The 24010-nt window shown below is 36.4% G+C and carries 24 protein-coding genes; 14 read left to right on the forward strand and 10 right to left on the reverse strand.

Annotated elements, in window-relative coordinates; translation table 11 throughout:
• Window positions 1–2004: 2004 nt before the first annotated feature.
• From CICURV3402_RS07135 to CICURV3402_RS02905, 3 genes are all read left to right on the forward strand, one after another.
• Entirely contained in the window at window positions 2005–2178 is a 174-nt protein-coding gene (locus CICURV3402_RS07135) for an anthrax toxin-like adenylyl cyclase domain-containing protein (protein ID WP_268904288.1), read from the forward strand.
• 1 nt (window position 2179) lies between these two features.
• On the forward strand, window positions 2180–2635 hold the full coding sequence (locus tag CICURV3402_RS06515) for an anthrax toxin-like adenylyl cyclase domain-containing protein (protein ID WP_268904296.1): 456 nt from the start codon (window positions 2180–2182) through the stop codon (window positions 2633–2635).
• 828 nt (window positions 2636–3463) lie between these two features.
• Window positions 3464–3955, forward strand: coding sequence for a YajQ family cyclic di-GMP-binding protein (locus CICURV3402_RS02905; RefSeq protein WP_158379749.1), 492 nt, complete (start codon window positions 3464–3466; stop codon window positions 3953–3955).
• Window positions 3956–3970: 15 nt separating this feature from the next.
• On the opposite strand, the gene djlA is transcribed toward CICURV3402_RS02905, so the two are convergent.
• Window positions 3971–4801 (reverse strand): co-chaperone DjlA, encoded by an 831-nt coding sequence (djlA, locus tag CICURV3402_RS02910; protein WP_158379750.1) that lies wholly within the window; start codon window positions 4799–4801, stop codon window positions 3971–3973.
• Between the two features lie 412 nt (window positions 4802–5213).
• On the opposite strand from djlA, the gene greA reads away from it, so the two are divergent.
• The 5 genes from greA (at window position 5214) to glmM (ending at window position 10911) form a co-directional block, all read left to right on the forward strand.
• On the forward strand, window positions 5214–5690 hold the full coding sequence (greA, locus tag CICURV3402_RS02915) for a transcription elongation factor GreA (protein WP_158379751.1): 477 nt from the start codon (window positions 5214–5216) through the stop codon (window positions 5688–5690).
• A 150-nt stretch (window positions 5691–5840) separates the two neighbouring features.
• Entirely contained in the window at window positions 5841–6467 is a 627-nt protein-coding gene (rlmE, locus tag CICURV3402_RS02920; RefSeq protein WP_158379823.1) for a 23S rRNA (uridine(2552)-2'-O)-methyltransferase RlmE, read from the forward strand.
• Between the two features lie 50 nt (window positions 6468–6517).
• Window positions 6518–8452, forward strand: coding sequence for an ATP-dependent zinc metalloprotease FtsH (gene ftsH, locus CICURV3402_RS02925; RefSeq protein ID WP_187306906.1), 1935 nt, complete (start codon window positions 6518–6520; stop codon window positions 8450–8452).
• A 234-nt stretch (window positions 8453–8686) separates the two neighbouring features.
• Window positions 8687–9529 carry a dihydropteroate synthase gene (gene folP, locus CICURV3402_RS02930; RefSeq protein WP_158379752.1) on the forward strand — a complete coding sequence of 281 codons (843 nt, stop codon included), beginning with the start codon at window positions 8687–8689 and terminating at the stop codon, window positions 9527–9529.
• 5 nt (window positions 9530–9534) lie between these two features.
• Window positions 9535–10911, forward strand: a complete 1377-nt coding sequence (gene glmM, locus CICURV3402_RS02935; RefSeq protein ID WP_158379753.1) for a phosphoglucosamine mutase — start codon at window positions 9535–9537, stop codon at window positions 10909–10911.
• A gap of 103 nt (window positions 10912–11014) precedes the next feature.
• On the opposite strand, the gene CICURV3402_RS07140 is transcribed toward glmM, so the two are convergent.
• From CICURV3402_RS07140 to CICURV3402_RS02980, 9 genes are all read right to left on the reverse strand, one after another.
• Entirely contained in the window at window positions 11015–11146 is a 132-nt protein-coding gene (locus tag CICURV3402_RS07140; RefSeq protein WP_268904289.1) for a hypothetical protein, read from the reverse strand.
• Between the two features lie 1031 nt (window positions 11147–12177).
• Complete coding sequence (locus tag CICURV3402_RS02945) at window positions 12178–12336, reverse strand: hypothetical protein (protein ID WP_187306907.1); 159 nt, start codon at window positions 12334–12336, stop codon at window positions 12178–12180.
• Window positions 12337–12548: 212 nt separating this feature from the next.
• Window positions 12549–12728, reverse strand: coding sequence for a hypothetical protein (locus CICURV3402_RS02950; protein WP_187306908.1), 180 nt, complete (start codon window positions 12726–12728; stop codon window positions 12549–12551).
• 17 nt (window positions 12729–12745) lie between these two features.
• Window positions 12746–13003 carry a hypothetical protein gene (locus CICURV3402_RS02955; RefSeq protein ID WP_187306909.1) on the reverse strand — a complete coding sequence of 86 codons (258 nt, stop codon included), beginning with the start codon at window positions 13001–13003 and terminating at the stop codon, window positions 12746–12748.
• A gap of 742 nt (window positions 13004–13745) precedes the next feature.
• Window positions 13746–15185: a protelomerase family protein gene (locus CICURV3402_RS02960; RefSeq protein WP_158379754.1), complete on the reverse strand. Its 1440-nt coding sequence runs from the start codon at window positions 15183–15185 to the stop codon at window positions 13746–13748.
• A gap of 438 nt (window positions 15186–15623) precedes the next feature.
• Entirely contained in the window at window positions 15624–15869 is a 246-nt protein-coding gene (locus tag CICURV3402_RS02965) for a YqjK-like family protein (RefSeq protein WP_158379755.1), read from the reverse strand.
• Complete coding sequence (locus CICURV3402_RS07335) at window positions 15866–16108, reverse strand: phage holin family protein (protein ID WP_320410057.1); 243 nt, start codon at window positions 16106–16108, stop codon at window positions 15866–15868. Before CICURV3402_RS07335 ends, CICURV3402_RS02965 begins: the two co-directional genes overlap by 4 nt.
• Before the next feature lie 159 nt (window positions 16109–16267).
• Window positions 16268–16570 carry an ElaB/YgaM/YqjD family protein gene (locus CICURV3402_RS02975; protein ID WP_158379756.1) on the reverse strand — a complete coding sequence of 101 codons (303 nt, stop codon included), beginning with the start codon at window positions 16568–16570 and terminating at the stop codon, window positions 16268–16270.
• Window positions 16571–16715: 145 nt separating this feature from the next.
• On the reverse strand, window positions 16716–17387 hold the full coding sequence (locus CICURV3402_RS02980; RefSeq protein WP_158379757.1) for a DedA family protein: 672 nt from the start codon (window positions 17385–17387) through the stop codon (window positions 16716–16718).
• A gap of 308 nt (window positions 17388–17695) precedes the next feature.
• On the opposite strand from CICURV3402_RS02980, the gene arnC reads away from it, so the two are divergent.
• From arnC to arnF, 6 genes are read left to right on the forward strand one after another with little or no spacing between them, the layout of a single operon-like run.
• Window positions 17696–18682, forward strand: a complete 987-nt coding sequence (gene arnC, locus CICURV3402_RS02985) for an undecaprenyl-phosphate 4-deoxy-4-formamido-L-arabinose transferase (protein WP_158379758.1) — start codon at window positions 17696–17698, stop codon at window positions 18680–18682.
• A complete protein-coding gene (gene arnA, locus CICURV3402_RS02990) occupies window positions 18682–20694 on the forward strand; it encodes a bifunctional UDP-4-amino-4-deoxy-L-arabinose formyltransferase/UDP-glucuronic acid oxidase ArnA (RefSeq protein WP_158379759.1) in 2013 nt (670 codons plus the stop codon). The genes arnC and arnA overlap by 1 nt, the downstream gene beginning before the upstream one ends.
• On the forward strand, window positions 20691–21590 hold the full coding sequence (gene arnD / locus CICURV3402_RS02995) for a 4-deoxy-4-formamido-L-arabinose-phosphoundecaprenol deformylase (RefSeq protein WP_158379760.1): 900 nt from the start codon (window positions 20691–20693) through the stop codon (window positions 21588–21590). Before arnA ends, arnD begins: the two co-directional genes overlap by 4 nt.
• A 7-nt stretch (window positions 21591–21597) precedes the next feature.
• Window positions 21598–23256, forward strand: coding sequence for a lipid IV(A) 4-amino-4-deoxy-L-arabinosyltransferase (gene arnT, locus CICURV3402_RS03000; RefSeq protein ID WP_407079068.1), 1659 nt, complete (start codon window positions 21598–21600; stop codon window positions 23254–23256).
• On the forward strand, window positions 23253–23588 hold the full coding sequence (gene arnE / locus CICURV3402_RS03005; protein ID WP_158379762.1) for a 4-amino-4-deoxy-L-arabinose-phosphoundecaprenol flippase subunit ArnE: 336 nt from the start codon (window positions 23253–23255) through the stop codon (window positions 23586–23588). The genes arnT and arnE overlap by 4 nt, the downstream gene beginning before the upstream one ends.
• Window positions 23585–23980, forward strand: a complete 396-nt coding sequence (gene arnF / locus CICURV3402_RS03010) for a 4-amino-4-deoxy-L-arabinose-phosphoundecaprenol flippase subunit ArnF (RefSeq protein ID WP_158379763.1) — start codon at window positions 23585–23587, stop codon at window positions 23978–23980. Before arnE ends, arnF begins: the two co-directional genes overlap by 4 nt.
• The last annotated feature ends 30 nt before the right edge of the window (window positions 23981–24010 follow it).

The raw sequence follows: 24010 nt of genomic DNA on the forward strand, positions 1-24010 counted from the left end.
CTCTCTCTCATTATATTAGCTCTTTAAGACAGCTATTCAGATTATTATCTGATACTTTCATAGCCATGATTTCGCTGAAATAAAGCACCAGCGATTTCGATATCTATCTGTATAACGGGAAGATAAAATTACATAACAACGAACTATATTAAAATCAAAATACACGAATAATACCTGTAACAACTGAATATAAAAAAACACTTAGTGGCTTAAGTTTATTAATAAGTTTTTTAAAATAATTTTAGAAAAATAAAAAATGGTTTGAAAAATAAAATACAGGAAGTAATACAAACTTTGGGAGAAGTTAAAACACGGGAGAAAGCATCTCAGAAGATGTGAGATGCTCAAAGAAATGCAGAACAAAAACATGACACAGAAATGCAGAAAAGGCAAATCGAATGAGAGATTGAATCCCAACAAAACCTTTTGGTATTTTTCAAGATCATCACATAAGAAGGCTATAATTTCAGGAAACGAAAATTCAGCAGGATTTTCAGACGCAACAAGAAAAAATAGAGAGCACGAAATATCATAAAAACAGGAGCAGGAAGGAAAAATAATTGAGTCAAGAATAGTGTGCAATGCCATTCAAAATGAGCAGCAGTCTCATAAAGATAAGTTAGCCTTAGAGCAGACTTTTAGAAAGCGATTAGAATATGCGCAGAAATTAAATGGCAGGGACAAAAATCACCCTGCATTAAAAGATTTTAACAGAAATACGTCAAGTTCACAGGATAAATCTGACAATAACAGCCTATTAAATGGCGCTCACGGAAATCGCTGAGACGGGTCTAGGTCAAGTGAAGCGACGCCTTATGGAAGGTACTTAAATGGTGCTCTAAATTATTCAGCATTAAAAGTACACATCAGCCTAGAGGCATTTTCATCTAATGAGATTAGGAATTTAGTGCAGCAGGTTAATATGACTAAGAGAAAAATAATACTCTGCATCTTCAACTAGATGTTAAAATACATAATGAAAACAATGATACGAATAATAATGCCATTTTGAGTCTTGATGTGCCTATGGAACAGACAAAGACCGTTTTCATAAGGATAACATCCGGCATACGATTGAGTCTACAGCGACTCAAACACAGGCCGGTACATCAGCAACGCTTGTAGGTTTGTATATAAGCGCTCGTGCTGTTGGAATACATATAAAAATCTCTCTGGAGAAATTAAGTCAGCCTTGCCTCCCGGTTCGTTCGATAAGTTGAAGCTTCAAAACCATAATTATGGTGAGACACCGTTTATTAGTCTAGGAAGTTTTCCTAATAAATTAGCCTATAAATCTATAAAAATTGATTGAACACTGTTTTCCGGTAATGTCTGTTTGAACTTTCCTAGAAATCAGTTTATCTCAATTCGGCTGACAGGTCGTCAACTATATATAAAGAACCTACTATAGCAGCCTTTCTAACACTTGAAATATTCGAAAAACACTAGCTATCTTGTTACTCTGGCAAGGAGCATAAAGTGAAAGATAAAAAGAAGAAATTAAAAGGAAAGAATACGAGGTCCTATTTTAAAAAATCTCAAGTCATAATAAAAATTAAGTCATTGTTAAATTACACTTAAAATATCGTGTTTTTCAGTTTTAGTATTTTTATTGCCTATTTTTCACATAAAAATCAATTACAAAAAATTGCACAAATAAACCTTATTGGACGTTTATTTTAATGCAAATGAATAAAATATTCTGAATTCAAAATAATCTAAGGTAAAAATTATGGTAATAGCTAAAACTAATAATATATTGGAGATTATTATAATAAAAATTCACTTGAATCTGATAAAATTCAATTAAATTTAAGCCTACACAAACTTATCTCGGTATAAAAATCGCCTAAAAATTTGTCAAAAAATGTACTAAATAGTGAATTCAATGTTTCATTAAATAATGAAGCTCACATAGATGATGACAAAAATTGAATTTTGATAAAATCACAAAATTATGCCAGGCACAAGAGATCGGCATCTCTGTCAGCACATCTCATAAAATTGCAAATTTTTGCGCAAAAGAAAAATTGTATTATCTCAATTCGTCCTGTTAATTTGATGGCAATAGATCTGATAAGGGATGGTCATCTGACTAAAGAATTCAAGTGTAAAAGGGAAAAGCGTAAATTAGAGGCCACAAACAGCTTTTATTTGTGTCAATTAAGCATTAAGTAAGCTGTCAGATCAGCCACAAAAGACGCTTAATAAATTTCATACGGAGGTACAAGAGTGTTTGGAACAAAAAAATGCTAAGGAAGTAAATTTAAAGATAAGGAAAAATCAGATTGAATTACTTGAAAAAGAAGGCATTATCTATGAAGTAGAAAAAATAATTCGGGGTATTACTAAATTAAAAGTCATAATATCAGAAAACATAGAGCATGAATTTACACTAAACCATTGCGATGAAGGATTTGCATTATACTTGGTCAATTATAATGTAGCATCGGTGAAACTATTGAGTTCATCGAGGAACTGTAAAAAACCAATGACAGCCGATTATGATATTTTGATGATTGCCACTTCAATAGAGGATTTCGGTTTTAAAGATAATTTAGCTGGGCCGGATGTTGCAAGAACAATGGCTGATCACGACATGGAGACTTATAATAATAAAAAACAAACAACATAGATACTTCTTTACGAGAGAAGTATTTAGATTCAATTAATGCAATAAAAATAAAAATGTCATCCGGATGAGATTAAAAAAATTTCAATGATACAATTAATACATTATTTAGCAAGCTTAAGGCGGATTTAAATAGCTTCCATGCAAGAGAAGATAATGACATTAGTAATGCTACGCCACGTATGAGTGAGATAATCGATGAAATTAATATATGTCTGGTTTGTGCAGGAGGCAAGAAGGTTCCGCAGTATAGCTGCGATACAGGTAACCCTGTAACTGATATAACAGTAAATTTCTATGCTATATTTGCACATACTAAAAGTATGTGGAGGTTTGATAGAATCTGTATTCTAAAAGATCAGAATGATTTTAAAATACGGTACAGATGTTAAAAGATGAGAGATACTATATGTGCCATTAAATTTACTCTAGGAAGAAAATATAACAAAAATACGTACTTTATATTTTACATCCGATAAAAAATTCTTTTATCTAATTAAAGAAAACATACAAAAAGAATATAGAGTTGGATCACGTAAAATGACTATAATCAATAAAATTTTTGATTAAATTTAAATTTAATTAAAATAAAATTATTTATCCATATCTTGGAGGAGACGGGCTAAGTTCATTATTAAATGCTCTCAAATGCCATTTTCATCCCATCAATGAGAACCTGTTTTCCTTTATTACCTGACGACTCTATCTGAAGTGGCCGTAAATATTAAACCATTAAATTCTTTATAAAAGATAGAAATTTGAATTTCATAGTCATATCATTTTAATAACATTGATGTTTTAACGCCACTATAAATTCAGGAAAATAATCACATGCCTTCTTTTGATATTGTGTATAAAATTGATACACAAGAAGTGCGTAATGCGGTTGAAAACGCTACCCGTGATCTATCCACTCGTTGGGATTTTCGTCATGTCACCGCTCGTTTTGAATTTGATGAAAAAGAAAAAAGCATCAAAATAACCAGTGAATCTAATTTTCAAGTAAAACAGATGCTTGAAATCATTTCTGCAAAACTCGCAAACAGAGGAATTGAAAGCGGGGCTTTAGATATTTCCGCAGAGATTTTACACAGTGGAAAAACCTATAGCCTATATGCTAAATTGAAACAAGGGATTGAGTCTTTACAAGCCAAAAAATTAGTGAAACTGATTACAGACAGTAAATTAAAAGTGCAAGCTCAAATTCAGGGCAAACAGGTAAGGGTGACAGGTAAATCGCGCAACGATCTACAAGCGGTCATGGCTTTAATTCGCACTGGATATCTGGGGCAACCTTTTCAATTTAATAATTTTAAAGATTAAGCCTTGTGATAAGTTTCACTTAAAGCCTTTTTCACGTTTAATAAAATTATAGGCAGCTTGAATTTTTTGCGTTTTTTCTTTTGCTATTTCCATCATCTCAGGAGGTAGTCCTTTTGCTATCAGTTTATCAGGATGATTTTCACTCATTAGTTTTCGGTATGCACGTTTAATAGTAGCACTGTTGTCATTGACGTTCACACCAAACACTTTACAAGCATCGGATAATGTCGGTGCTTGCGCGTTTTGTGAGTTTCGCCCAGAAGAAGAATAGGTTGTATGCTGATACCAGTTTTGGTGCCCAAATTGGCTGCCACTTTCCATCATATTAAGAAATTGATTAAACTGTCTTTGAGAAATGCCTAGCTCCTCGGAAATAACATACAGCACTTGACGCTCATTAGGGTGGAGAATGCCATCAGAAAAAGCGGCTTGAAATTGAATTTCCAAAAACATTTTAATTAAATCGACCCGCCCTGAGCATATACCCCGTAATTGCTGTAATTTTTCCCTTAAAGGAAAATCATTTTCTTTGCCTTCACGAAATGAAGCCTGAGCGGCGGCCCGTGCTGTACCATGTAATTGCATTCTATCCATCAATGTTGTCGCGAGCTGAATATCGGTTTCAGTGACACGTCCTTTAGATTTTGTGATATGCCCCATGACTTGGAAAGTCGTGCAAAAAAATAGAGATTGTCGATTTTTTTGATCATAAAAAAAATGTTGATTTCTTGTTCTTAACCTGAGATCTACAATATTTCCAATAAAAAAACCTAATAATATACCCCAGAAACCAAGGCCAGATAAAAATCCCAACAAAGCCCCAAACCATTTTCCCCAATACAGCATATGCTCCTCAATTCATTTTTCTCTTATTCAAAACACACTATTGTATTAGTCAAAAAGATGACTCATAAACTCAAAGAAAGGGGTGATCCTAATAATAACGTTTAATAGAAAAAAATAAGCAGTAATATTTTTATATGTGGAATATAAGGCTTTTAAAGCGCGTTGCAGCCTATCATAAATTCAAATGAGTACCAAATAGAGCAAGATAGAAATAAAAAGTAAACGATGATCCTAAAATAACTTTGAGTTAAAATCAGTGATAGATAAAAGAACGCAATCGCTTCAAAATTTTTGGAGATTTTTAAATATAATCGTACTGTGAGCGGCACAAAACATAAAAGGAGCGTCTGTTTTACAGTGCATATAAATTAGAATAATGACTCTTTAAAAAAACAATATGAGGTATTGATGAATGACACAGATCCCTATGACGCTACGTGGCGCAGAGAAATTGCGCGAAGAACTGCAGTATCTAAAGGGTGTTCTTCGCCCTCAGATAATCGCAGCTATTGTAGAGGCTCGTGAGCATGGTGATTTAAAAGAGAATGCGGAATACCATGCAGCTCGTGAGCAACAAGGATTTTGTGAGGGTCGTATTCAGGAAATTGAATCAAAATTATCTCACGCTCAAATTATTGATGTTACTACAATAGCCAACAAAGGTATTGTTATATTCGGCGCAACTGTGACCGTATTGAATACTCATTCAGAAGAAAAAAAAATCTATCAAATTGTGGGTGATGATGAAGCAAATTTCAAAAAAGATCTTATTTCTGTTAACTCCCCCATCGCTAGAGGTTTAATTGCTAAAAAAATCAGTGATGTTGCGGTGATTCACACCCCCGGCGGTGAGGTCGAATATGAAATTATTGATGTTAAATATTGTTAGTATGCATGCATTAACGATTTTAAAACCCTCAAATCCCCTTTTTGATAAATAGCATCAATAGAGCAGAGTCCATGAATATTTTTATATTAGTATTTTGATTCATGGAATCATTGATAATCGATTTAAATGAAATGAATGTTTAGAGAAAAAATGTCCAGTAAAAAGCGTTCATCCAGTTCCCGCCGCTGGTTACAAGAACATTTTAGTGATAAATATGTGATTGAGGCTCAGAAAAAAAAATTACGATCTCGCGCTTGGTTTAAACTTGATGAAATTGACAATACCGATAAAATTTTCGAAACAGGTATGTTTGTTCTCGATTTAGGCGCTGCACCTGGAGGCTGGTCAAAATATGTGGTCAATAAAGTGGGTCTTAAAGGAAAAGTGATCGCTATTGATTTACTCCACATGGATTCAATCTTGGGAGTAGAGTTTTTGCAGGGTGATTTTAGAGAGAAATCTATATTAAAACGCCTTTTAAATTGTATTGGAGATAAAAAAATTGATGTTGTTATCTCTGATATGTCCCCCAATATGGCAGGAATATCCTCAGTAGATATACCAAAATCGATGCATCTCGCCGAGTTAGCCTTCGACATATCTCGTGATATACTCATACCCGGCGGGAGTTTTTTGGTTAAAGTGTTTCAGGGAGAGGGGTTTGAACAATATTTAAGGGAAATGCGTTCTCTCTTCAAAAAAGTTAAAGTACGTAAACCAGATGCTTCACGAACAAGATCACGTGAAGTGTATATTGTAGCGACAGGTCTAAAATGATCATAACCTAGCGCTTTTTGTTGATAGATTGTAAATATGAGGTTAATTCCTTGAGTGATATGGCAAAAAATTTGGTTCTTTGGTTAGTGATTGCAGTTATTTTAATGTCAATATTCCAAAGTTTTGGTTCCAGTGAATCAAAACTTTCAACAGTTGATTATTCCACTTTTATATCTGATCTGACTCATGATCAGGTTCTTGGTGTCTGTATTAATGGTCGAGAAATCGACGTTAATAAAAAAGATAACACAAAATATATTACTTTTATCCCCATTAATGATCCTAAACTTTTAGATACTTTACTGACTAAAAATGTCAAAGTCATTGCCCAACCGCCCGAAGAAACCAGTTTACTAACTTCTATTTTTATTTCTTGGTTTCCCATGTTATTGCTGATTGGTGTGTGGATATTTTTCATGCGCCAAATGCAGGGCGGTGGTGGAAAAGGAGCCATGTCTTTTGGTAAAAGTAAAGCTAGGATGCTCAGTGAGGATCAGGTTAAGACTTCTTTTTCAGATGTAGCAGGTTGTGATGAAGCCAAAGAAGAAGTCAGCGAATTGGTTCAATACTTACGTGAGCCTGGGCGTTTTCAAAAATTGGGTGGAAAAATTCCAACTGGTATTTTGTTGGTAGGCCCTCCGGGAACAGGTAAAACCTTGCTGGCCAAAGCCATCGCAGGAGAAGCTAATGTTCCATTTTTCAGTATTTCAGGATCTGATTTCGTCGAAATGTTTGTAGGTGTTGGGGCGTCTCGTGTTCGTGACATGTTTGAAAAAGCGAAGAAAGCATCACCCTGTATCATTTTTATTGATGAAATTGATGCTGTGGGTCGTCAGCGTGGTGCCGGTTTAGGTGGTGGGCATGATGAACGTGAACAAACCTTAAATCAAATGTTAGTTGAAATGGATGGTTTCGAAGGCAACGAAGGCGTCATCGTGATTGCTGCAACCAATAGGCCAGATGTGCTTGATCCTGCTTTGTTACGCCCAGGTCGTTTTGATAGACAGGTGGTGGTTGGTTTACCAGATGTGCGTGGACGCGAGCAAATTTTAAAAGTTCATATGCGGCGTGTCCCTCTCGATATTGATGTGAATGCTTCTGTTATTGCGCGTGGAACACCTGGTTTTTCTGGCGCGGACTTAGCCAATCTTGTGAATGAAGCGGCCCTATTTGCGGCCCGTTTTAAAAAACGGGTCGTTTGTATGAGCGAGTTTGAAAAAGCCAAAGACAAAATTATGATGGGCGCTGAGCGTCGTTCTATGGTCATGACAGAAAAACAAAAAGAAGCGACAGCTTATCATGAAGCGGGACATGCAATCATAGGCCGCTTGGTTCCAGAGCATGATCCGGTTCATAAAGTTACCATTATTCCTCGGGGTAGAGCATTAGGCGTGACATTTTTTCTTCCAGAAGGCGATACCATCAGTGCAAGTCGTCAGAAACTGGAAAGTCAAATTTCTACCCTTTACGGCGGCCGTCTCGCTGAAGAAATTATCTATGGTACAGAAAAGGTATCCACCGGGGCTTCTAATGACATTAAAGTTGCCACCTCTATTGCACGGAACATGGTTACTCAGTGGGGTTTTTCGGAAAAGTTAGGACCTTTACTATATTCAGAAGAAGATGGAGAAGTATTCATTGGGCGCTCCGTAGGAAAAAGCAAGCATATTTCCGATAAAACGGCCTGTATTATTGACGAAGAAATCAAATTACTCATTGAGCGCAACTATAATCGTGCTCGTGAATTATTGATGGCAAATCTCGATATATTGCTTTCTATGAAAGATGCTTTGATGAAATATGAAACCATTGATGCTCCACAAATTGACGATCTTATGAATCGTACGACGGTACGTATACCTGCAGGTTGGGACGATAATATAGACACCTCTTCTGAAAATGACGATACTTTAAAATCTGAAGAAAAACAAAATCCCTCTCTCTTTTCAGATAAAAAGAATACAGACGGGCCCAATGTGAGCTAAAACAAAGAAATTTTCTACGAAATCTGTCATGATCTTAAACATTCAATTCATCTTTATTTTATATCCCATGTTGTCGTAAAAACTCGTGATTTAATGGACGAGTATCATTTTTATCCGAAGCCTCTTGCAATCTGGGAGATGACACTTTGCTTTGAGATAACTAAAATAGCTTTGTATTTCGTCGTTATTCCTTTTTGCTGATCAAATGACATATTCATTTAAAGGTTTTAAAATATGGATTTTTCTATTGGAAAACACAGATTGGATCTTTTATGCCCAAAAGTGATGGGTATTTTAAATATTACGCCTGATTCATTTTCGGATGGTGGATCTTATTGTAATTTTGGAAAAGCATTACAACATGCGGAAAAAATGATATCTGCAGGGGCAGATATCATTGATATAGGAGGAGAGTCAACTCGACCTGGGGCGATTCCAGTGACTGAACAGGAAGAAATTGATAGAGTCATACCTGTTTTAGAATCTTTAGCAAAGCGCTTTGAGATTTTTATCTCAATAGATACATCAAAACCCGCTGTGATGCTTGAAGCCAAAAAAGCAGGGGCTCATATGATCAACGATGTTTTTGCACTCAGACAGCCAGGTGCTTTAGAAGCTGCAGCAAAAACAAATTTACCGATTTGTCTCATGCATATGCAAGCTCATCCCGAAAATATGCAACAATCTCCTCGTTATCAGGATGTGCTATCCGAGGTTAATGCTTTTTTTGAAGAGAATATTGAACGCTGTCTTTCAGCAGGTATCCCAAAAAATAAATTATTGATCGACCCAGGTTTTGGCTTTGGTAAAATTTTACATCATAATTATCAATTACTTGCAAATTTAAAAAAATTGCAACATTTTCATTTACCAATTATAGTTGGAATGTCAAGAAAATCCATGATTGATTGGCGGCCTGGTATGCTTCCAAAAGAAAAGATGATCGGCAGTATTGCTTGTGCCGTCATTGCAGCGATGAAAGGAGCGAATATCATTAGGGTACATGATGTGAAAGAAACAGTTGAAGCCTTACATATTGTGAATCGAACGAAAACTCAAATAATACAAAATGAGTAAAAATAATGCATCATCGTAAATATTTTGGTACGGATGGCATTCGTGGAAAAGTAGGAAATATGCCGATCACCCCTGATTTTTTTTTAAAATTAGGTTGGGCGGCAGGGAAAATTTTAGCTCGTCAAGATTCACGTAAAATTATCATCGGCAAAGACACCCGCATTTCTGGTTACATGTTGGAATCTGCTTTAGAAGCAGGCTTAGCCGCTGCGGGTTTTTCTGCTTTATTAACAGGCCCTATGCCCACACCTGCCATAGCTTATTTAACTCGCACTTTTCGAGCGGAGGCAGGTATTGTCATTTCAGCATCTCATAATCCTTTCTATGATAATGGTATTAAATTTTTTGATATTAATGGCACAAAGCTCCCTGATAGTCTAGAAGAAGCTATTGAAGTACAATTAGCAAAGCCTATAACCTGTGTTGAATCTGCTCAATTAGGTAAAGCTAGCCGAATTGTTGACGCAGCGGGCCGCTACATTGAATTTTGTAAAGGTACTTTTTCAAGTGAATTAAATTTAAAAAATTTTAAAATAGTGGTCGATTGTGCAAATGGGGCTACTTATCATATTGCTCCGAGTGTGCTTAGAGAGCTAGGTGCAACGGTGATTTCTATTGCTTGTAAACCAAATGGATTAAATATTAACAAAGAATGTGGTGCTGCCAATATCGGCATGTTACAAAAAAGCGTTTTAGCAGAACAGGCTGATCTAGGAATAGCACTAGATGGAGATGGTGATCGGCTGATCATGGTAGATCACCTAGGTAACAAAGTGGATGGTGATCAGATAGTTTATCTTATTGCTAAAGAAGCCTGTCGTCAGCAGCAATTAAAAGGGGGTGTTGTTGGAACGCTCATGAGTAACCTGGGGTTAGAAGTTGCTCTTCAAAGATTGAAAATTCCTTTTATCAGAGCCAACGTCGGTGATCGCTACGTTTTAGAAAAAATGCAAAAACATGGTTATCGGATTGGAGCTGAAAATTCTGGCCATGTCATTTTATTGGATAAAACCTCCACAGGAGACGGTATGATAGCGGCTTTGCAGGTATTTAAAGTAATTATTCAAAATCAAATGACCCTACATGAGCTTTGTAGTGAAATAAAATTATTGCCACAAGTATTAGTTAATTTTTCTTTTTCTGGTAATCAAAATAATTTGCAATCTGATGCAGTGGTATCTTTAGTCAAAAAAGTGGAATCTAAACTCGCAGGAAGAGGCCGAATCTTACTGCGTACATCCGGCACGGAGCCTTTGATCCGTGTGATGATTGAAGCTTCTCAAGAAGAACCGTTAATCAAAAAATTAGCTGACGAAGTTGCTGAAAAACTCAAAAAGAGTTTAAATTCAATGGAAAAAAATGAAAAGTTTGTGCCACATTAAGTGATGCTAAAATAGAGATTTTTAAAGAGTGTATTATCTGTTAAAAAATTTAAGATTGATGATACTGCGTTAAACTTATTGGTTCTGAGAAGACATTGTTGAGCTATTTCTTAAAGGGTAATACAAGATAGGACATAATCTCATGTTTTCCTGTCACCACCATGGTGGCATTAACCGTAATGCCAGGTTTTAACCAATTCATATCTTCTTTTTTCACATTTAAACTAATAATCACTTTGTAATACCTTTGTACACCGATATTCGTATTTTCCTCGAGAACATTTTCTTCTTCTATTTGTTGCTCAAAAATTTTAACGGCATGCTTATTAAATTCAGTTCTTTTTGATATTTTGACAGTTGATGAGACCAGGAAAGCCGTGGTTCTTTATCGAGCGCCCGAATTTCATTTTTTTACTAAATAGCTTTCATGGTTTTTTTAAAACGAGCTGATTTTCAGTTTCCTTCATTTCTAATTTTAATTTAATAAATGCCTGCTTTTTGTTGAGATAATTTATATAAGAAGTGATCCCTTTCTTTACCAAAGGTTGCAAAATATTGACCTCTTCACTTAGAAAGGAATTGATAATTCTATTGAAAGTGAATATCAGCTAAAGTATAATAAATAAGACTTAACTACTAGCGAGTATACCGTCACAGCAAATGTGGCTTTTTGTTTTTTCAATGAGGGAAAATAGAGATTAAATAGTGTTAAGACAGTTATACTCTGATAATCATTGATTCATTCACAATAACATGGCTAGAATACGTCTAGATCATCCTCTTATGTGAAGATACGTAACGCGGACTCAGAATAGGTGTTTTGTAAAATATGATAACAATTTGTGTCATTTCTTCCATGCAGCCCCCTGGCCTGAGCGACTCAAATATCATTGCACCAAATCTCTTCAGAGTATCCCGACTTCCCTGTTCATTGAGGATATTTGATTGAACACTTGTAAAAATTACATCATCTGTGTCTGAGCAAGTCTCGATATGATGAATATTTTTAACGTCGCTATTTTTGCGTGCTCTTAATAAAAAAAGAGTCACCATGTATATTAACACTACATCTTATTTTGATGCATTTTTTTTGCTAGTAGTGTATTAAAACCGCTAGCTCCATCAAACAGGCTGGGTTGAAAAAGAAGAGCCGTGCATCTAAAAATAAAAGTGTCGGATTGAGCGCCCCCTTTTGGAATGTTTGAATCCGTTGCTGATGTCAAAAATATAGTTTTTTCTGGGTGACCGACCATTTCATCTTTTCTATCACCCCAAAAAATAGATTTTATCGTGTGTTGTAGCAGTCGCTGCAACCTCTTTCATCACATAAGCAGAAAGTGATGAGGCACCTGGCATCCAATTTTGTCTTTTTACAAATAAAACATCTTCTAAATGAATCTCATTATTTACAGATGATTTGATCATCAGTGTATGAAAACTCTCCCATGTCGTAAAACTTGTATTCGCTTTTTTCTGTCGAAAGATGGGTATAAACAGGGGGTTCCCGTTTTTTTAGCTTTATACGTTGATAATGCCCTGTCCCCGTTTCAAAGGAGAGTATTTTATCTTCTATGTCTATTTTGAATAAAGACGGGCTTCCTCATACAGGTTGATTAAACTCTACCGATCTTTTTCTGTTAATTTTTATATCGACGTTCTTCTAAAATTATTTTCCCTGTGCTGTAGTATACCGCCTTTATTGCATCATCTAACTCTAATAATATTTTAAAAAAATTTTTTAAAATGCCGATCAAAATGGTTTTTATTCTTTTTTCTGCCTGTCTTTTTTCGAGCTGATTGAGGACCTTATAGTTCATTTCTAATCACAAAAAATTCATCCCAATCTCGCCAGCGACCAGTCCGATGGCGCAGGCTGAAGTAAAAATAATGACAGGCCACTTGAGATCCCGATCGCTACGCTTAAATAAAAAAGAATAATACTGACTTTTAAATCTTGTCTGACATCTAGATCAACCTCCGTTTTAAGTGCAGTGATATCTCTATGAACTTGATCAATATCGAAACTAGCACCTAAAATACTTAAAACGGGAACACGATATCGAACTAGATTGGCTCCGGCTACGTATTGCAAACGCTATATTTTAAAATCCATCACCACAGCAGACGGAAAAGAAAATATTTGAGTAATATGCGCTCACAGTGTTCTAAAACCAACTGTTAAAAGCTCACTCCCCATATCATACACAAGACCTGTCATAGCAATTTGAGTTGCGAAGTCTAATGCCTGTTTTTGAAACTGACTTAGGTGATCGTAAGAACAATGCCGTCAGTAATGAGATAGGCATGTGACAGTTCGAATCCAGGAAAACCTTTGATTTGCTTGGCACAAAGTACCGTTGACGCTTGATACCTTTAAAATTCGGGAGCTAATGCTATTTTTCTGAGGTTTTGCAGGCTGAAATGGAGATAGAGACTATAGCGAACCATCATCCGTATTGCTGATAAATTTTGTTTATTTTTTAATAGAAGGGGATTAAAAATGTGAAAAAATTTAATTGATCAACATTAACGACAAATAATTTATCTTTCTGAGGTAAATACATTAAGCGCTTACAATAATCATCAAGCATGAATCTCATGGTGATACTGGTTTTTTGAAAATGATGACTCCTCGTGATTTTCGTCCTTAAAAAATCGAAAAGTACCGATTGAGTAATATAAAAAATTCATATCATAAATCATTATTTGTAACTTACATGAGTCACTGACATAAATTATCAAACCATTCTGATAGCGTTGTTTGGTTTCTCATTTTAGGAAGGGTAGTACCTATCCGTAGGTTTTAATAGATTTAAATCGCTGAGTTATGTTGGTCAGTATTGAGCTAATTGAATAAATTCATTAAGGTACTTTTTAATGGTATTGAAATTTAACTGCTTACCCTCAAAGAGGCAATGTCGTCGAATGTATGATGGCGTCATTTTCTCCAACTGTAAGCCTTTCATCACTTCTGATTTTAGCCATTCGTGTATCACTGCCATTTTTGGGGCTCTCGAATAACTCACCACAGCAATATCTGCTTTCTCTAAATATACACCCAAGGATTTTTGCAGGTCGGCGATTTTTGCATGATTATTATTTTCAATAAGCTCAATACTCTGAACGGAATTGTTTAAGCGGAATGCTTCATAGTGCAACTGGGTTTCAATGAGTGAGTGGCCAAGAACCCGGTGACGATACGCTGATGGGGCTTCACCTTTTTTAAGATGGTCTTCATAGGTCACTTCTGTATAAAGAGCTCTGCAGTCTTTAAGGCTAAATTGACCATTTTGAAAAAGTGCTCGTACAGCCCTATTCATTGTGCTTTCATATTTTTTATGCACCGCCCTGTTATGGTCGTAGTCTTTAATACCGGCGTCTTTCACTTCACTTTTTACCATTTTCCCAAAGACATTATGATATTTTAGCGTGTTATTTTGTGTTTTTTGTCTGAGTTTATCTAATGCTTTAACTACTATTTCGGCCTCAATCATAGAAGGGATTTGATATCGAGATATTTTTTTAAATAAGTAGCGATTTTTTGTTTTAAGCTGACCACTAAACAATAGTGTTTTATCATCGACCACTTTTAAAGAGGCTGTTTTCATTATTTCTGTGAGACGTCGCCCAGAAGCTAATGCAATTCCTATACACAAATCACTGGTAGATGGCTCATTTTTAGTCAATAGATTACATACCAGAGTTTTAACCCATTTAGGGTTTACAAGTATTTGAGTGTGTAATTTTTTATTCAGTTGTTTCTGATCATCATCACGAATCCAATCTTTAATGGCACTTTTGGGCTCAAACATATAATAAGCATGGTGCTCAATTCGGAGACGAAGCAAATCACGACGAAAGTCTGATCCTGTGACTGTATTAGTACGAAGAAGAATGATATTCTCTCTTAATTTTTCTATAGGTAGGTGTGGATCTAGTTTTTTATGAAGACCTTCTTTTGTGTTACTATACTTACGTAAAAAAGTATTGATATGGCGTTTTATGGCATGATGCTTAAATCCTAGCGCTTTGATCCCATTGCGGTAATTTTGCATTAACTGAGAGTAATAACGGTATGAGCAAACAGGTTTACTGAGTAATTGACCAGTGCGGTTATCGACAATGACATTAAGGCGCTCATGTTCTCTTTGAGATATTTTGTTACATCGGTCAGTGAAATATTTCGCGGATTCTTTCTCTTTTTTTTCAGCTTCTTCTTGTATATGTTTCACCTTGATGAGAATTTCTTTAACTCTATTTAATGAACGAGCCATCGTGATTTCCTCTGAAAAAACTCATTGTACCCGTGAAGATATATAAAATAATCTAGATAATCAATTGTACCCGCCTCTATTTTTTATTTTGTGGTCGCTGCAATTTAATCTAACAGACACATTTCATTTTGGGGTGTATAGCCACACTGTTTTACCCGTGATTTATGCTAATAAAGTTTACCTGATTTAGGTCCGAAGTCGTCATGATGATAAGCGGCTAAATTATAAACATGCTCATTTAGCCTTGAATTAATCTATTCCTTGAAGGAGTTGATTAGAGGCGGGTCAGTTTTATTTCAGTAAAGTGGGGCAGAATTCAGTTGGTATTGACATTTAAAAAAGATTTTCATGTGTCGGATATTTTTTAAATACACAGGGTGTTATTTAATTTTTATAGAGTGACGTTTAAAAAAAACTTCGTATTAAACGCATAAAACTCTAGGTTTGTAGAATCCGCCTAGAAACCCTGAATACACGAACAGGATGGCGAATAATATAAAAAGCTAAAACGCCTGATGCTAAAATAAAATATTTATTTGTACTGGTGATTTTCATCCATCCACGATCATAAGGTGCCATGATTTTGGAGTAAGTCTCAAAATCATCAACAATACTTAAACGCTGCTGAGCGATTTTAGAAAGCATTGATTTTATTTTCTGATTCTGCTCGTGATTTTGTTTCACTTGTCACCTTCCAAAAAAATTTTATCAATTTCAAGTTGATTTTGAGTGTGGATCAATAACGTAGATTGAGGTTTTTTTATAATCCACAAGATACCTAAAATCGATAATCCCAAAAAGACTATGGTGATCATCCCAAGTATGAAAAGCCGGTAAACAGGATTAATGCTCCATATCAGCAGTATTAATAAAGTGATTAATCCAAAAAAAGCACAGAGCAAAGTCATGCCTGCAATGAGCAATAATTGAATTAACCTGTTTTTTCTTCTTCGAGTTCAATTACTACTAGCCCAAGACGCGTCTCTATTATACTGACAATTGTGCTAGTAATGCGTCGAATAACATCGACGAGCTTTTTGTTGGGGCTTTTTTTACCAATTTTTTTGCATATTATTAACTTATTAACGATGCGATAATAAAATGCCCAACACAAGACCAGCTGCAACACCAATTGCTACACCTGTCCATGGATTATCATGTATATAAGTGTCGGCTTTATCTTTTAATTCTTTGGTTTTATCCATCATTTTCTTACCCGTCTCACTGAGCTGATCACGAGTCGATTTCAATATATTCTCTGCCTTAGAACGTATCTTTTTTAGCTTTACTTTCGGTTTATCGGATGAAGATAATACTTCTTCGAGAGTATTTGCCATCGTATTGAGCTCCTTACGTAAGTTTTCAGTAGTGTCATTTTTTGACATAAAATTATTCTCCAAGTATGAGGTAATTATTCAAAAATTTTTTTGGGTAAAAGAGGTATCGTTGATTAAAATTAAGCATAGTCATAAATATCAATACTGACACTAATTTATACTACATTTGATATAGATGATTTTTTCATCATTTCTACTTACTTTTGTTTTTGCGTGCCAGCTTTTTTTGCCAAAAAAAATACATAGAGCTGATAAGACCGAGTACCAGTAATACAACTGGTAATAGTATCAATAACAGCATTAATTGATCTTGATATTTTAAAAAAATATTCGTTTTTCCTAATGTGAACCCGAGAGACGTGAGTATTAAAACCCAAAGTAATGCACTAAGAATATTAAATAACTGAAAACGTGAATTATTAAGACCAGAAATGCCTGCTAAAGTGGGTAAAAGAGTTCGAACAAATGCTAAAAAACGTCCAATTAATAGCGCAGATAAACCGTGACGATGAAATAGTTGATGAGCACGTTCATGATAATTCCCAGGCAGATGTGAAAGCCACCCTTGTATCATTTGAGTGTTCCCCAACCACCTCCCTTGAAGATAACCCACCCAGGATCCTAAGCTAGAAGCTATCGTCAAAACAATTAGAGTCACGGGAAAATTCATCGCTTCTCTTGCAATTAAAACACCGACTAAAATTAAGAGACTGTCTCCTGGCAAAAAGGCTGCAGGTAATACCCCATTTTCTAAAAAAAGAATGAGAAATAATAAAATATAAATCGCCCGAGCCAGGGAAGGATCAGCCAGTGTTGCGTAATCTTGTTCCCATAAGGCATTTAATAGTTCTCTAATGATATCCATGCGATGCCCTATTAAAATAGTTTCAAATGTATTGTCTGGGAGTAAAAATTTTAAAATTTAATTGATATAAAAATATTGGAGATTTTATCAAACTTAAAGAATCTGAAACAGAGAAATGTGAATGCCACTCCCTATTTTTTAATAATGGATATGGTAACAATAGTACAATTGAAACGTTTGACTGCAATAAGTGCTCGCCGTAAAGTGTGTGCCGAGATCTATACCTGAAATTTCCTCGGTTGCTGCCTCATATGAAAAGCCATGATGTCGATATGACGAATGAGTGCCTTACAACCTATTTATAGGTGATGCCTGTGCTAGAAATTAAACCCATTAAAAAAGTGTCGGTGGTTATTCCTGTTTATAATGAGCAAGCGAGTCTGCCTGCTTTGATTGAACGAACATCCGATGCTTGTAAAACTTTGAGTCAATCCTATGAAATTATTCTTGTTGATGATGGTAGTAGTGATGATTCATCATCCATTTTAACTACTGTAGCTGAAAAAGAAGATCTTTATGTTACTGCCATATTGTTAAACAGAAATTATGGTCAACATTCAGCGATTATGGCCGGTTTTAATCATGCCCGTGGTGATCTGATTATTACGTTAGATGCTGATTTACAAAACCCACCTGAAGAAATCCCTCGTTTAGTACAAACGGCAGAAGAAGGCTACGACGTGGTCGGTACGATAAGATCAAATCGGCAAGACTCGTTTTTCCGAAAAACGGCTTCTAAATTAATAAACTTCATGATCCAACGCACGACTGGAAAAAAAATGAAGGATTACGGGTGCATGCTAAGGGCTTATCGTCGGCATATTATAGACGCTATATTAAACTGTCATGAGCGAAGCACTTTTATCCCTGTTTTAGCCAATATCTTTGCGCGTCGTACTCACGAAATTCTAGTTCAGCATGCAGAGCGTGCTTTTGGTGAGTCAAAATATGGCCTAATCCAACTGATTAATCTGATGTACGATCTCATAACTTGCCTGACGACAACACCTCTGAGACTATTGAGCCTGATAGGCAGTGTCATTGCTTTATCTGGATTTGCTTTGGCTGTTTTGTTAGTAGTTTTACGATTAATCTTTGGCTCCATTTGGGCAGGCGGTGGCGTATTTACACTGTTTGCCGTGCTGTTTATGTTTATTGGAGCCCAATTTATAGGTATGGGATTATTAGGTGAATATATCGGCCGTATTTACCATGATGTTCGTGCTCGTCCTCGGTATTTTATCTATAAAGTAATCAGCGCGCAGTCTATTAAAAGTATGCAGGAAGAAAAATAATGAAAGCTATTGTATTTGCCTATCACGATATTGGCTGTGTTGGTCTACGCGCATTAATAGATACTGGCTATAATATTCAAGCGATTTTTACTCATACGGATGATCCTCTGGAAAATTGTTACTTTTCTTCTGTTGCTCATTTGGCAACAGAGATGGGATTAACGGTATTTGCTCCTGAAGAAGTGAATCATCCTTTATGGGTGGATCGTATTCGAGTGTTTGAGCCTGATATTATTTTTTCTTTTTATTATCGACATTTATTAAAACAAGATATTTTATCCATTGCACCTCAAGGTGCTTTTAACTTACATGGTTCTTTATTGCCACGATATCGTGGTCTTGCCCCAGTGAATTGGGTATTAGTAAATGGAGAGACCGAAACCGGCATCACTCTTCATCAAATGACAGAAAAACCCGATGCAGGTCCCATACTGGGGCAATTAAAAGTGCCGATTCATGTGATGGATACGGCTCTGATTTTACATAAAAAAATGCGCCAAGCGGCTCAAACTTTATTGATGGATTTGCTGCCTGCTTTAAAGAAAAGCCCACTACCCTTACAACCGCAATCTGAATCAGAAGCCAGCTATTTTGGACGTCGTACTTCGGCGGATGGAGAAATTTACTGGGAAAAATCTGCAAATGAGATCAATAATTTAGTTCGCGCTGTAACTGAGCCTTACCCAGGTGCTTTTACTTATCTGGATCAACGTAAATTCATCATATGGCGTTCTCGTCCTGTCGATAATCTTCAAAATCATCCAAAACAACTGGCTGGTACTGTATTAACCATTAATCCTTTTGTGATCTCTTGTGGCGAAGGATCCCTAGAAATCATTACTTCTCAAAGTGAGTCTGGCTTATATTTACAAGGGCATCAGTTGGCAGAAGAAATGAGCATTGTTCCCGATGTCAGATTGGGAAGAAAGCACTCTTTTTCTTTAAAAAGACGCACTCGAGTTTTGATATTAGGGGTGAATGGTTTTATTGGTAACCATCTTACAGAACGTTTATTACAAAGCGATCAACACGAAGTATATGGCCTGGATATCGACTCTGAGGCGATCAGTCGCCTTATGTCTAATCCTCGTTTCCACTTTGTGGAAGGAGACATGAGTATTCACTCTGAATGGATTGAATATCATATTAAAAAATGCGATGTGATCCTACCTTTGGTGGCGATTGCCACGCCTATTGAATATACCAGAAATCCATTACGTGTTTTTGAACTTGATTTTGAAGAAAATTTAAGGATCGTTCGATATTGCGTTAAATATAATAAACGTATTGTGTTTCCTTCGACTTCAGAAGTATACGGCATGTGTCATGATAAAGAATTTAATGAAGATAATTCCCCTTTAATTGTGGGCCCTATTAATAAACAGCGATGGATTTATTCTGCCTCTAAGCAATTACTAGATCGTGTAATATGGGCCTATGGCGAAAAAGAAGGCCTAAAGTTTACGCTTTTTAGACCCTTTAACTGGATGGGGCCACGTTTAGATAATTTGCATTCAGCCCGGATTGGCAGTTCCAGAGCCATTACACAACTTATCCTAAATCTGGTTGAAGGCACTCCGATTAAATTAATCGATGGAGGTGAGCAAAAACGCTGTTTCACCGATATTAATGATGGTGTCGAAGCGTTATTTCGTATTATTGAAAACAGGAAAAGTTGCAATGGAAAAATTATTAACATTGGCAACCCGCATAACGAAGCCAGTATTCGTAAATTAGGACGAATGCTTTTAGAGAGCTTTGAAAAACATGAATTACGACACCACTTCCCTCCTTTCGCTGGATTTAAAACTATTGAAAGCCGTGCTTATTATGGCAAAGGATATCAAGATGTTGAACACCGTACTCCCAGTATTCATAACGCCCGTCGTTTGCTCAATTGGGCGCCTCGTATTTCGATCGAAGAAACAATAGAAAAAACGTTGGATTTTTTCTTACGCAGTGCTGTACAAGAACAAAAGAAATCACAGGTAAAAGGCAAAAAAAATCAATGAAAAAAGTGGGGTTAAGAATTGATGTTGATACTTACCGTGGCACCCAAAAAGGGGTGCCAATACTGCTGAATTTAATTGAAAAACACGATATTTTAGCCAGCTTTTTTTTCACTGTGGGACCGGATAACATGGGGCGGCATCTATGGCGTTTACTGCGGCCGCATTTTTTTTGTAAAATACTACGTTCTAATGCAGCGTCTTTATACGGTTGGGATATTCTATTGGCTGGAACCGCCTGGCCTGGGAAACAAATAGCTCAACACTTAGGTTTCTTAATGAAAAAAACAGCCAAAAAAGGACATGAAGTTGGTCTTCATGCCTGGGATCATCATGCTTGGCAAACGAAATCGACACGCTGGTCTGCTGAGCAACTAAATGAACAAATAAAAAAAGGCCTCCAGATTTTAGAAGCGGTGATAGAAAAAAAAATCATCTGCTCAGCTGCACCAGGATGGAGAGCGGATTTAAGCGTGCTGGCGGTGAAAAAACATTTTGCTTTTACTTACAATAGCGACTGCAGAGGAACCCATCCGTTTCGGCCACAGCTGGCAAATGGAGGTATTGGCCAAGTGCAGATCCCTGTGACTTTGCCCACCTATGATGAGGTGATTGGCAGTCAGGTACAAGAGAAAAATTTTAATGATTATATTTTGAATGCTATTTTAAAAGCGCACACAATACCCGTGTATACAATTCATGCAGAAGTCGAAGGCATTAGTAAATCTTCTATGTTTGAAGAATTTTTATTAAAAGCAAAAAAAGCTGGCATTGCGTTTTGCCCTCTTATCGATTTGTTACCAGATAATAAAAATGATTTGCCATTAGGAAAAGTGGTTCGCTCTGCGTTCCCGGGGAGAGAAGGTTGGCTCGGATGTCAAACTGAACTAAACGAATAAAAATATGCTGAAATTATTTAAAAGTCATACAGTGATTTTAGTTACTATTTTTTCTTTACTGTATTTAATTCCTGTTGATCAGCGATTACTTTGGCAACCTGATGAAACGCGTTACGCTGAAATCAGTCGGGAAATGCTAGAAAGAGGCAACTGGGTTGTCCCTTATTTCCTAAACATCCGTTATTTTGAAAAACCGATTGCAGGTTATTGGATCAATAACATTGGTCACTGGTTATTTGGGCATAATAATTTTGCGGTGCGTTTTGGCTCTATATTCAGTACGGCTCTCACGGCTTGCCTGATTTTCTGTCTGTCAATTCGTCTATTTAATAACCGTACGATGGCCACCATCGCAACGTTTATCTACCTGACTTTTTTTTTGGTATTAAGTGTAGGCTCTTATGCCGTACTAGACCCCATGTTGTCTCTTTGGCTTGTTGCAGCGATGGTAAGTTTTTATAGCACTCTCGATGCAAAAAGTACCCAGCAAAAATTTATCGCCTATGTGCTACTTGGAATAGCTTGTGGCATGGGATTTATGACAAAAGGATTTGCAGCTTTAGCCATCCCTGTGATTTCTGTTTTACCTATTATGGTTCAACAAAAGCGCCTCAAAGAACTTTTTTGCTTTGGGCCTATTGCATTTTTATCCGCTTTTTTATTGTCTCTTCCTTGGGTCTTGGCGATTGCGCATCACGAGCCTGATTTTTGGCATTATTTTTTTTGGGTGGAACATGTTCAACGTTTTGCAGAAGACAACGCTCAGCATAAAGCGCCATTTTGGTATTATCTTCCGATATTTTGTATTGCAAGTTTGCCTTGGCTGGGGCTGATACCTAGCGCCCTTCTCAAGGGTTTTCGGGAGAGAAAAACTCGCCCTCACTTGTTTTTGTTACTCAGTTGGATATTGATGCCTTTCTTGTTTTTCAGCCTTGCTAAAGGAAAGCTACTAACTTACATTTTACCTTGTATGGCTCCGCTTTCTATATTGCTTGCGGCCTATACAAAAGATTGTGCGCCTCAAACAAGAATGAAAGCGTTCAAAATCAATGGTGTGATCAACATTGTTTTCGGTGTTTTTTTTATCCTTGTTTTTCTGGTGGGCGTGAAATGGATGCCGACATTTTTTCTGTATCACTCACAAGAAACCCCAAAAATCATTTTAGGTGCTGTCTGTGCGCTTGCTTGGGCGACCTTAGGTGCATGGAGCCTTAAAAATAATGCACAAAACTGGAAATATGCTGCAGCTTGTCCGGTATTATTCGCTTTATTGGCAGGTTACCTCATCCCTCAGAAACTGATTGATACAGAACAACCTCAGAATTTCATCCAGAATAATAAAGCTCTATTAAGTGGAAGCCGTTACATTTTAGTTAATAGCGTCGGGGTGGGCGCAGGAGTAGCATGGGAGATAAATCGTAGTAATATCATAATGTTTCATCAAAAAGGAGAATTGAGTTATGGGCTGAGTTATCCTGACAGCAAGAATAAATATGTCAGTACAGCTGATTTTCCTCAATGGTTAGCACAGGCACGTCGGAAGGGGGATGTTTCTCTGATGTTGCTTTTATCTGAAGGTGAAGACACTCTAACACATTTGCCGAAGCCGGATAAAATAGAATCAAGTTATCGCTTAATTCTATTATGGTATAAAAAAACCTCATGAATCATTATTTATTATTGTTATTTGTGATTTTTTTAACCTGCGCAGGTCAATTATCACAAAAGCAGGCGACTCATTCCTGGAAAGAAAATGCCAAAAGACAAACGTTGATTTGGCTGGGCCTGTCTTTGATTTTCCTGGCGGGTGGAATGTTACTATGGTTGAAGCTATTACAATATCTGCCTTTAAGCCAGGCTTATCCATTTTTAAGTATTAATTTAATTTTGACGACCCTTTCAGGCTACTTTTTCTTTAAAGAGAAAGTCACCCTTCAGCATTGGATAGGTATCGGTATCATGATGGTCGGTATTTTACTATTGGGGAAGGGTATATGAAAAGTTATCTTTATGGATTGATCAGTGTCCTGCTGGCCAGTTTTGCTCAGTTATTGCTGAAATGGGGTATGATGGACTTTCCAAAGACAGAGAAGATTAAGATTAATCTCTTTTTTGTGATTAATCATACGCATTCGTTGATGGCTATTGTTCTTGGTATGCTGTCCTATGTGACTGCCATGTTATTTTGGTTTTTTACCTTGCGTTATTTACCGATGCATCAAGCTTACCCGCTTCTTAGTATGAGTTACGCGCTGGTCTACTTAGCCGCCGTCTCTTTGTCTTGCTTCAATGAAACAGCCACCATACTTAAAACACTGGGCGTCAGCCTGATTGTACTAGGAATTTGGATCGTGGTTTTTCCAATCAGGCACAAAAAAATAACTTATTGATACTGGCTGTTTTAAAGACTTTGATAGTCA

Source organism: Candidatus Williamhamiltonella defendens (assembly GCF_900699045.1).
GTDB lineage: Bacteria > Pseudomonadota > Gammaproteobacteria > Enterobacterales > Enterobacteriaceae > Hamiltonella > Hamiltonella defensa_A.

Coding starts and splice junctions, on each gene's coding strand:
- CICURV3402_RS02905 (WP_158379749.1), top strand. CDS start 3,464: ATGCCTTCTTTTGATATTGTGTATAAAATTGATACACAAGAAGTGCGT.
- djlA (WP_158379750.1), bottom strand. CDS start 4,801: ATGCTGTATTGGGGAAAATGGTTTGGGGCTTTGTTGGGATTTTTATCT.
- greA (WP_158379751.1), top strand. CDS start 5,214: ATGACACAGATCCCTATGACGCTACGTGGCGCAGAGAAATTGCGCGAA.
- rlmE (WP_158379823.1), top strand. CDS start 5,841: ATGTCCAGTAAAAAGCGTTCATCCAGTTCCCGCCGCTGGTTACAAGAA.
- folP (WP_158379752.1), top strand. CDS start 8,687: ATGGATTTTTCTATTGGAAAACACAGATTGGATCTTTTATGCCCAAAA.
- glmM (WP_158379753.1), top strand. CDS start 9,535: ATGCATCATCGTAAATATTTTGGTACGGATGGCATTCGTGGAAAAGTA.
- CICURV3402_RS02945 (WP_187306907.1), bottom strand. CDS start 12,336: ATGATCAAATCATCTGTAAATAATGAGATTCATTTAGAAGATGTTTTA.
- CICURV3402_RS02950 (WP_187306908.1), bottom strand. CDS start 12,728: ATGAACTATAAGGTCCTCAATCAGCTCGAAAAAAGACAGGCAGAAAAA.
- CICURV3402_RS02960 (WP_158379754.1), bottom strand. CDS start 15,185: ATGGCTCGTTCATTAAATAGAGTTAAAGAAATTCTCATCAAGGTGAAA.
- CICURV3402_RS02975 (WP_158379756.1), bottom strand. CDS start 16,570: ATGTCAAAAAATGACACTACTGAAAACTTACGTAAGGAGCTCAATACG.
- CICURV3402_RS02980 (WP_158379757.1), bottom strand. CDS start 17,387: ATGGATATCATTAGAGAACTATTAAATGCCTTATGGGAACAAGATTAC.
- arnC (WP_158379758.1), top strand. CDS start 17,696: ATGCCTGTGCTAGAAATTAAACCCATTAAAAAAGTGTCGGTGGTTATT.
- arnA (WP_158379759.1), top strand. CDS start 18,682: ATGAAAGCTATTGTATTTGCCTATCACGATATTGGCTGTGTTGGTCTA.
- arnD (WP_158379760.1), top strand. CDS start 20,691: ATGAAAAAAGTGGGGTTAAGAATTGATGTTGATACTTACCGTGGCACC.
- arnE (WP_158379762.1), top strand. CDS start 23,253: ATGAATCATTATTTATTATTGTTATTTGTGATTTTTTTAACCTGCGCA.
- arnF (WP_158379763.1), top strand. CDS start 23,585: ATGAAAAGTTATCTTTATGGATTGATCAGTGTCCTGCTGGCCAGTTTT.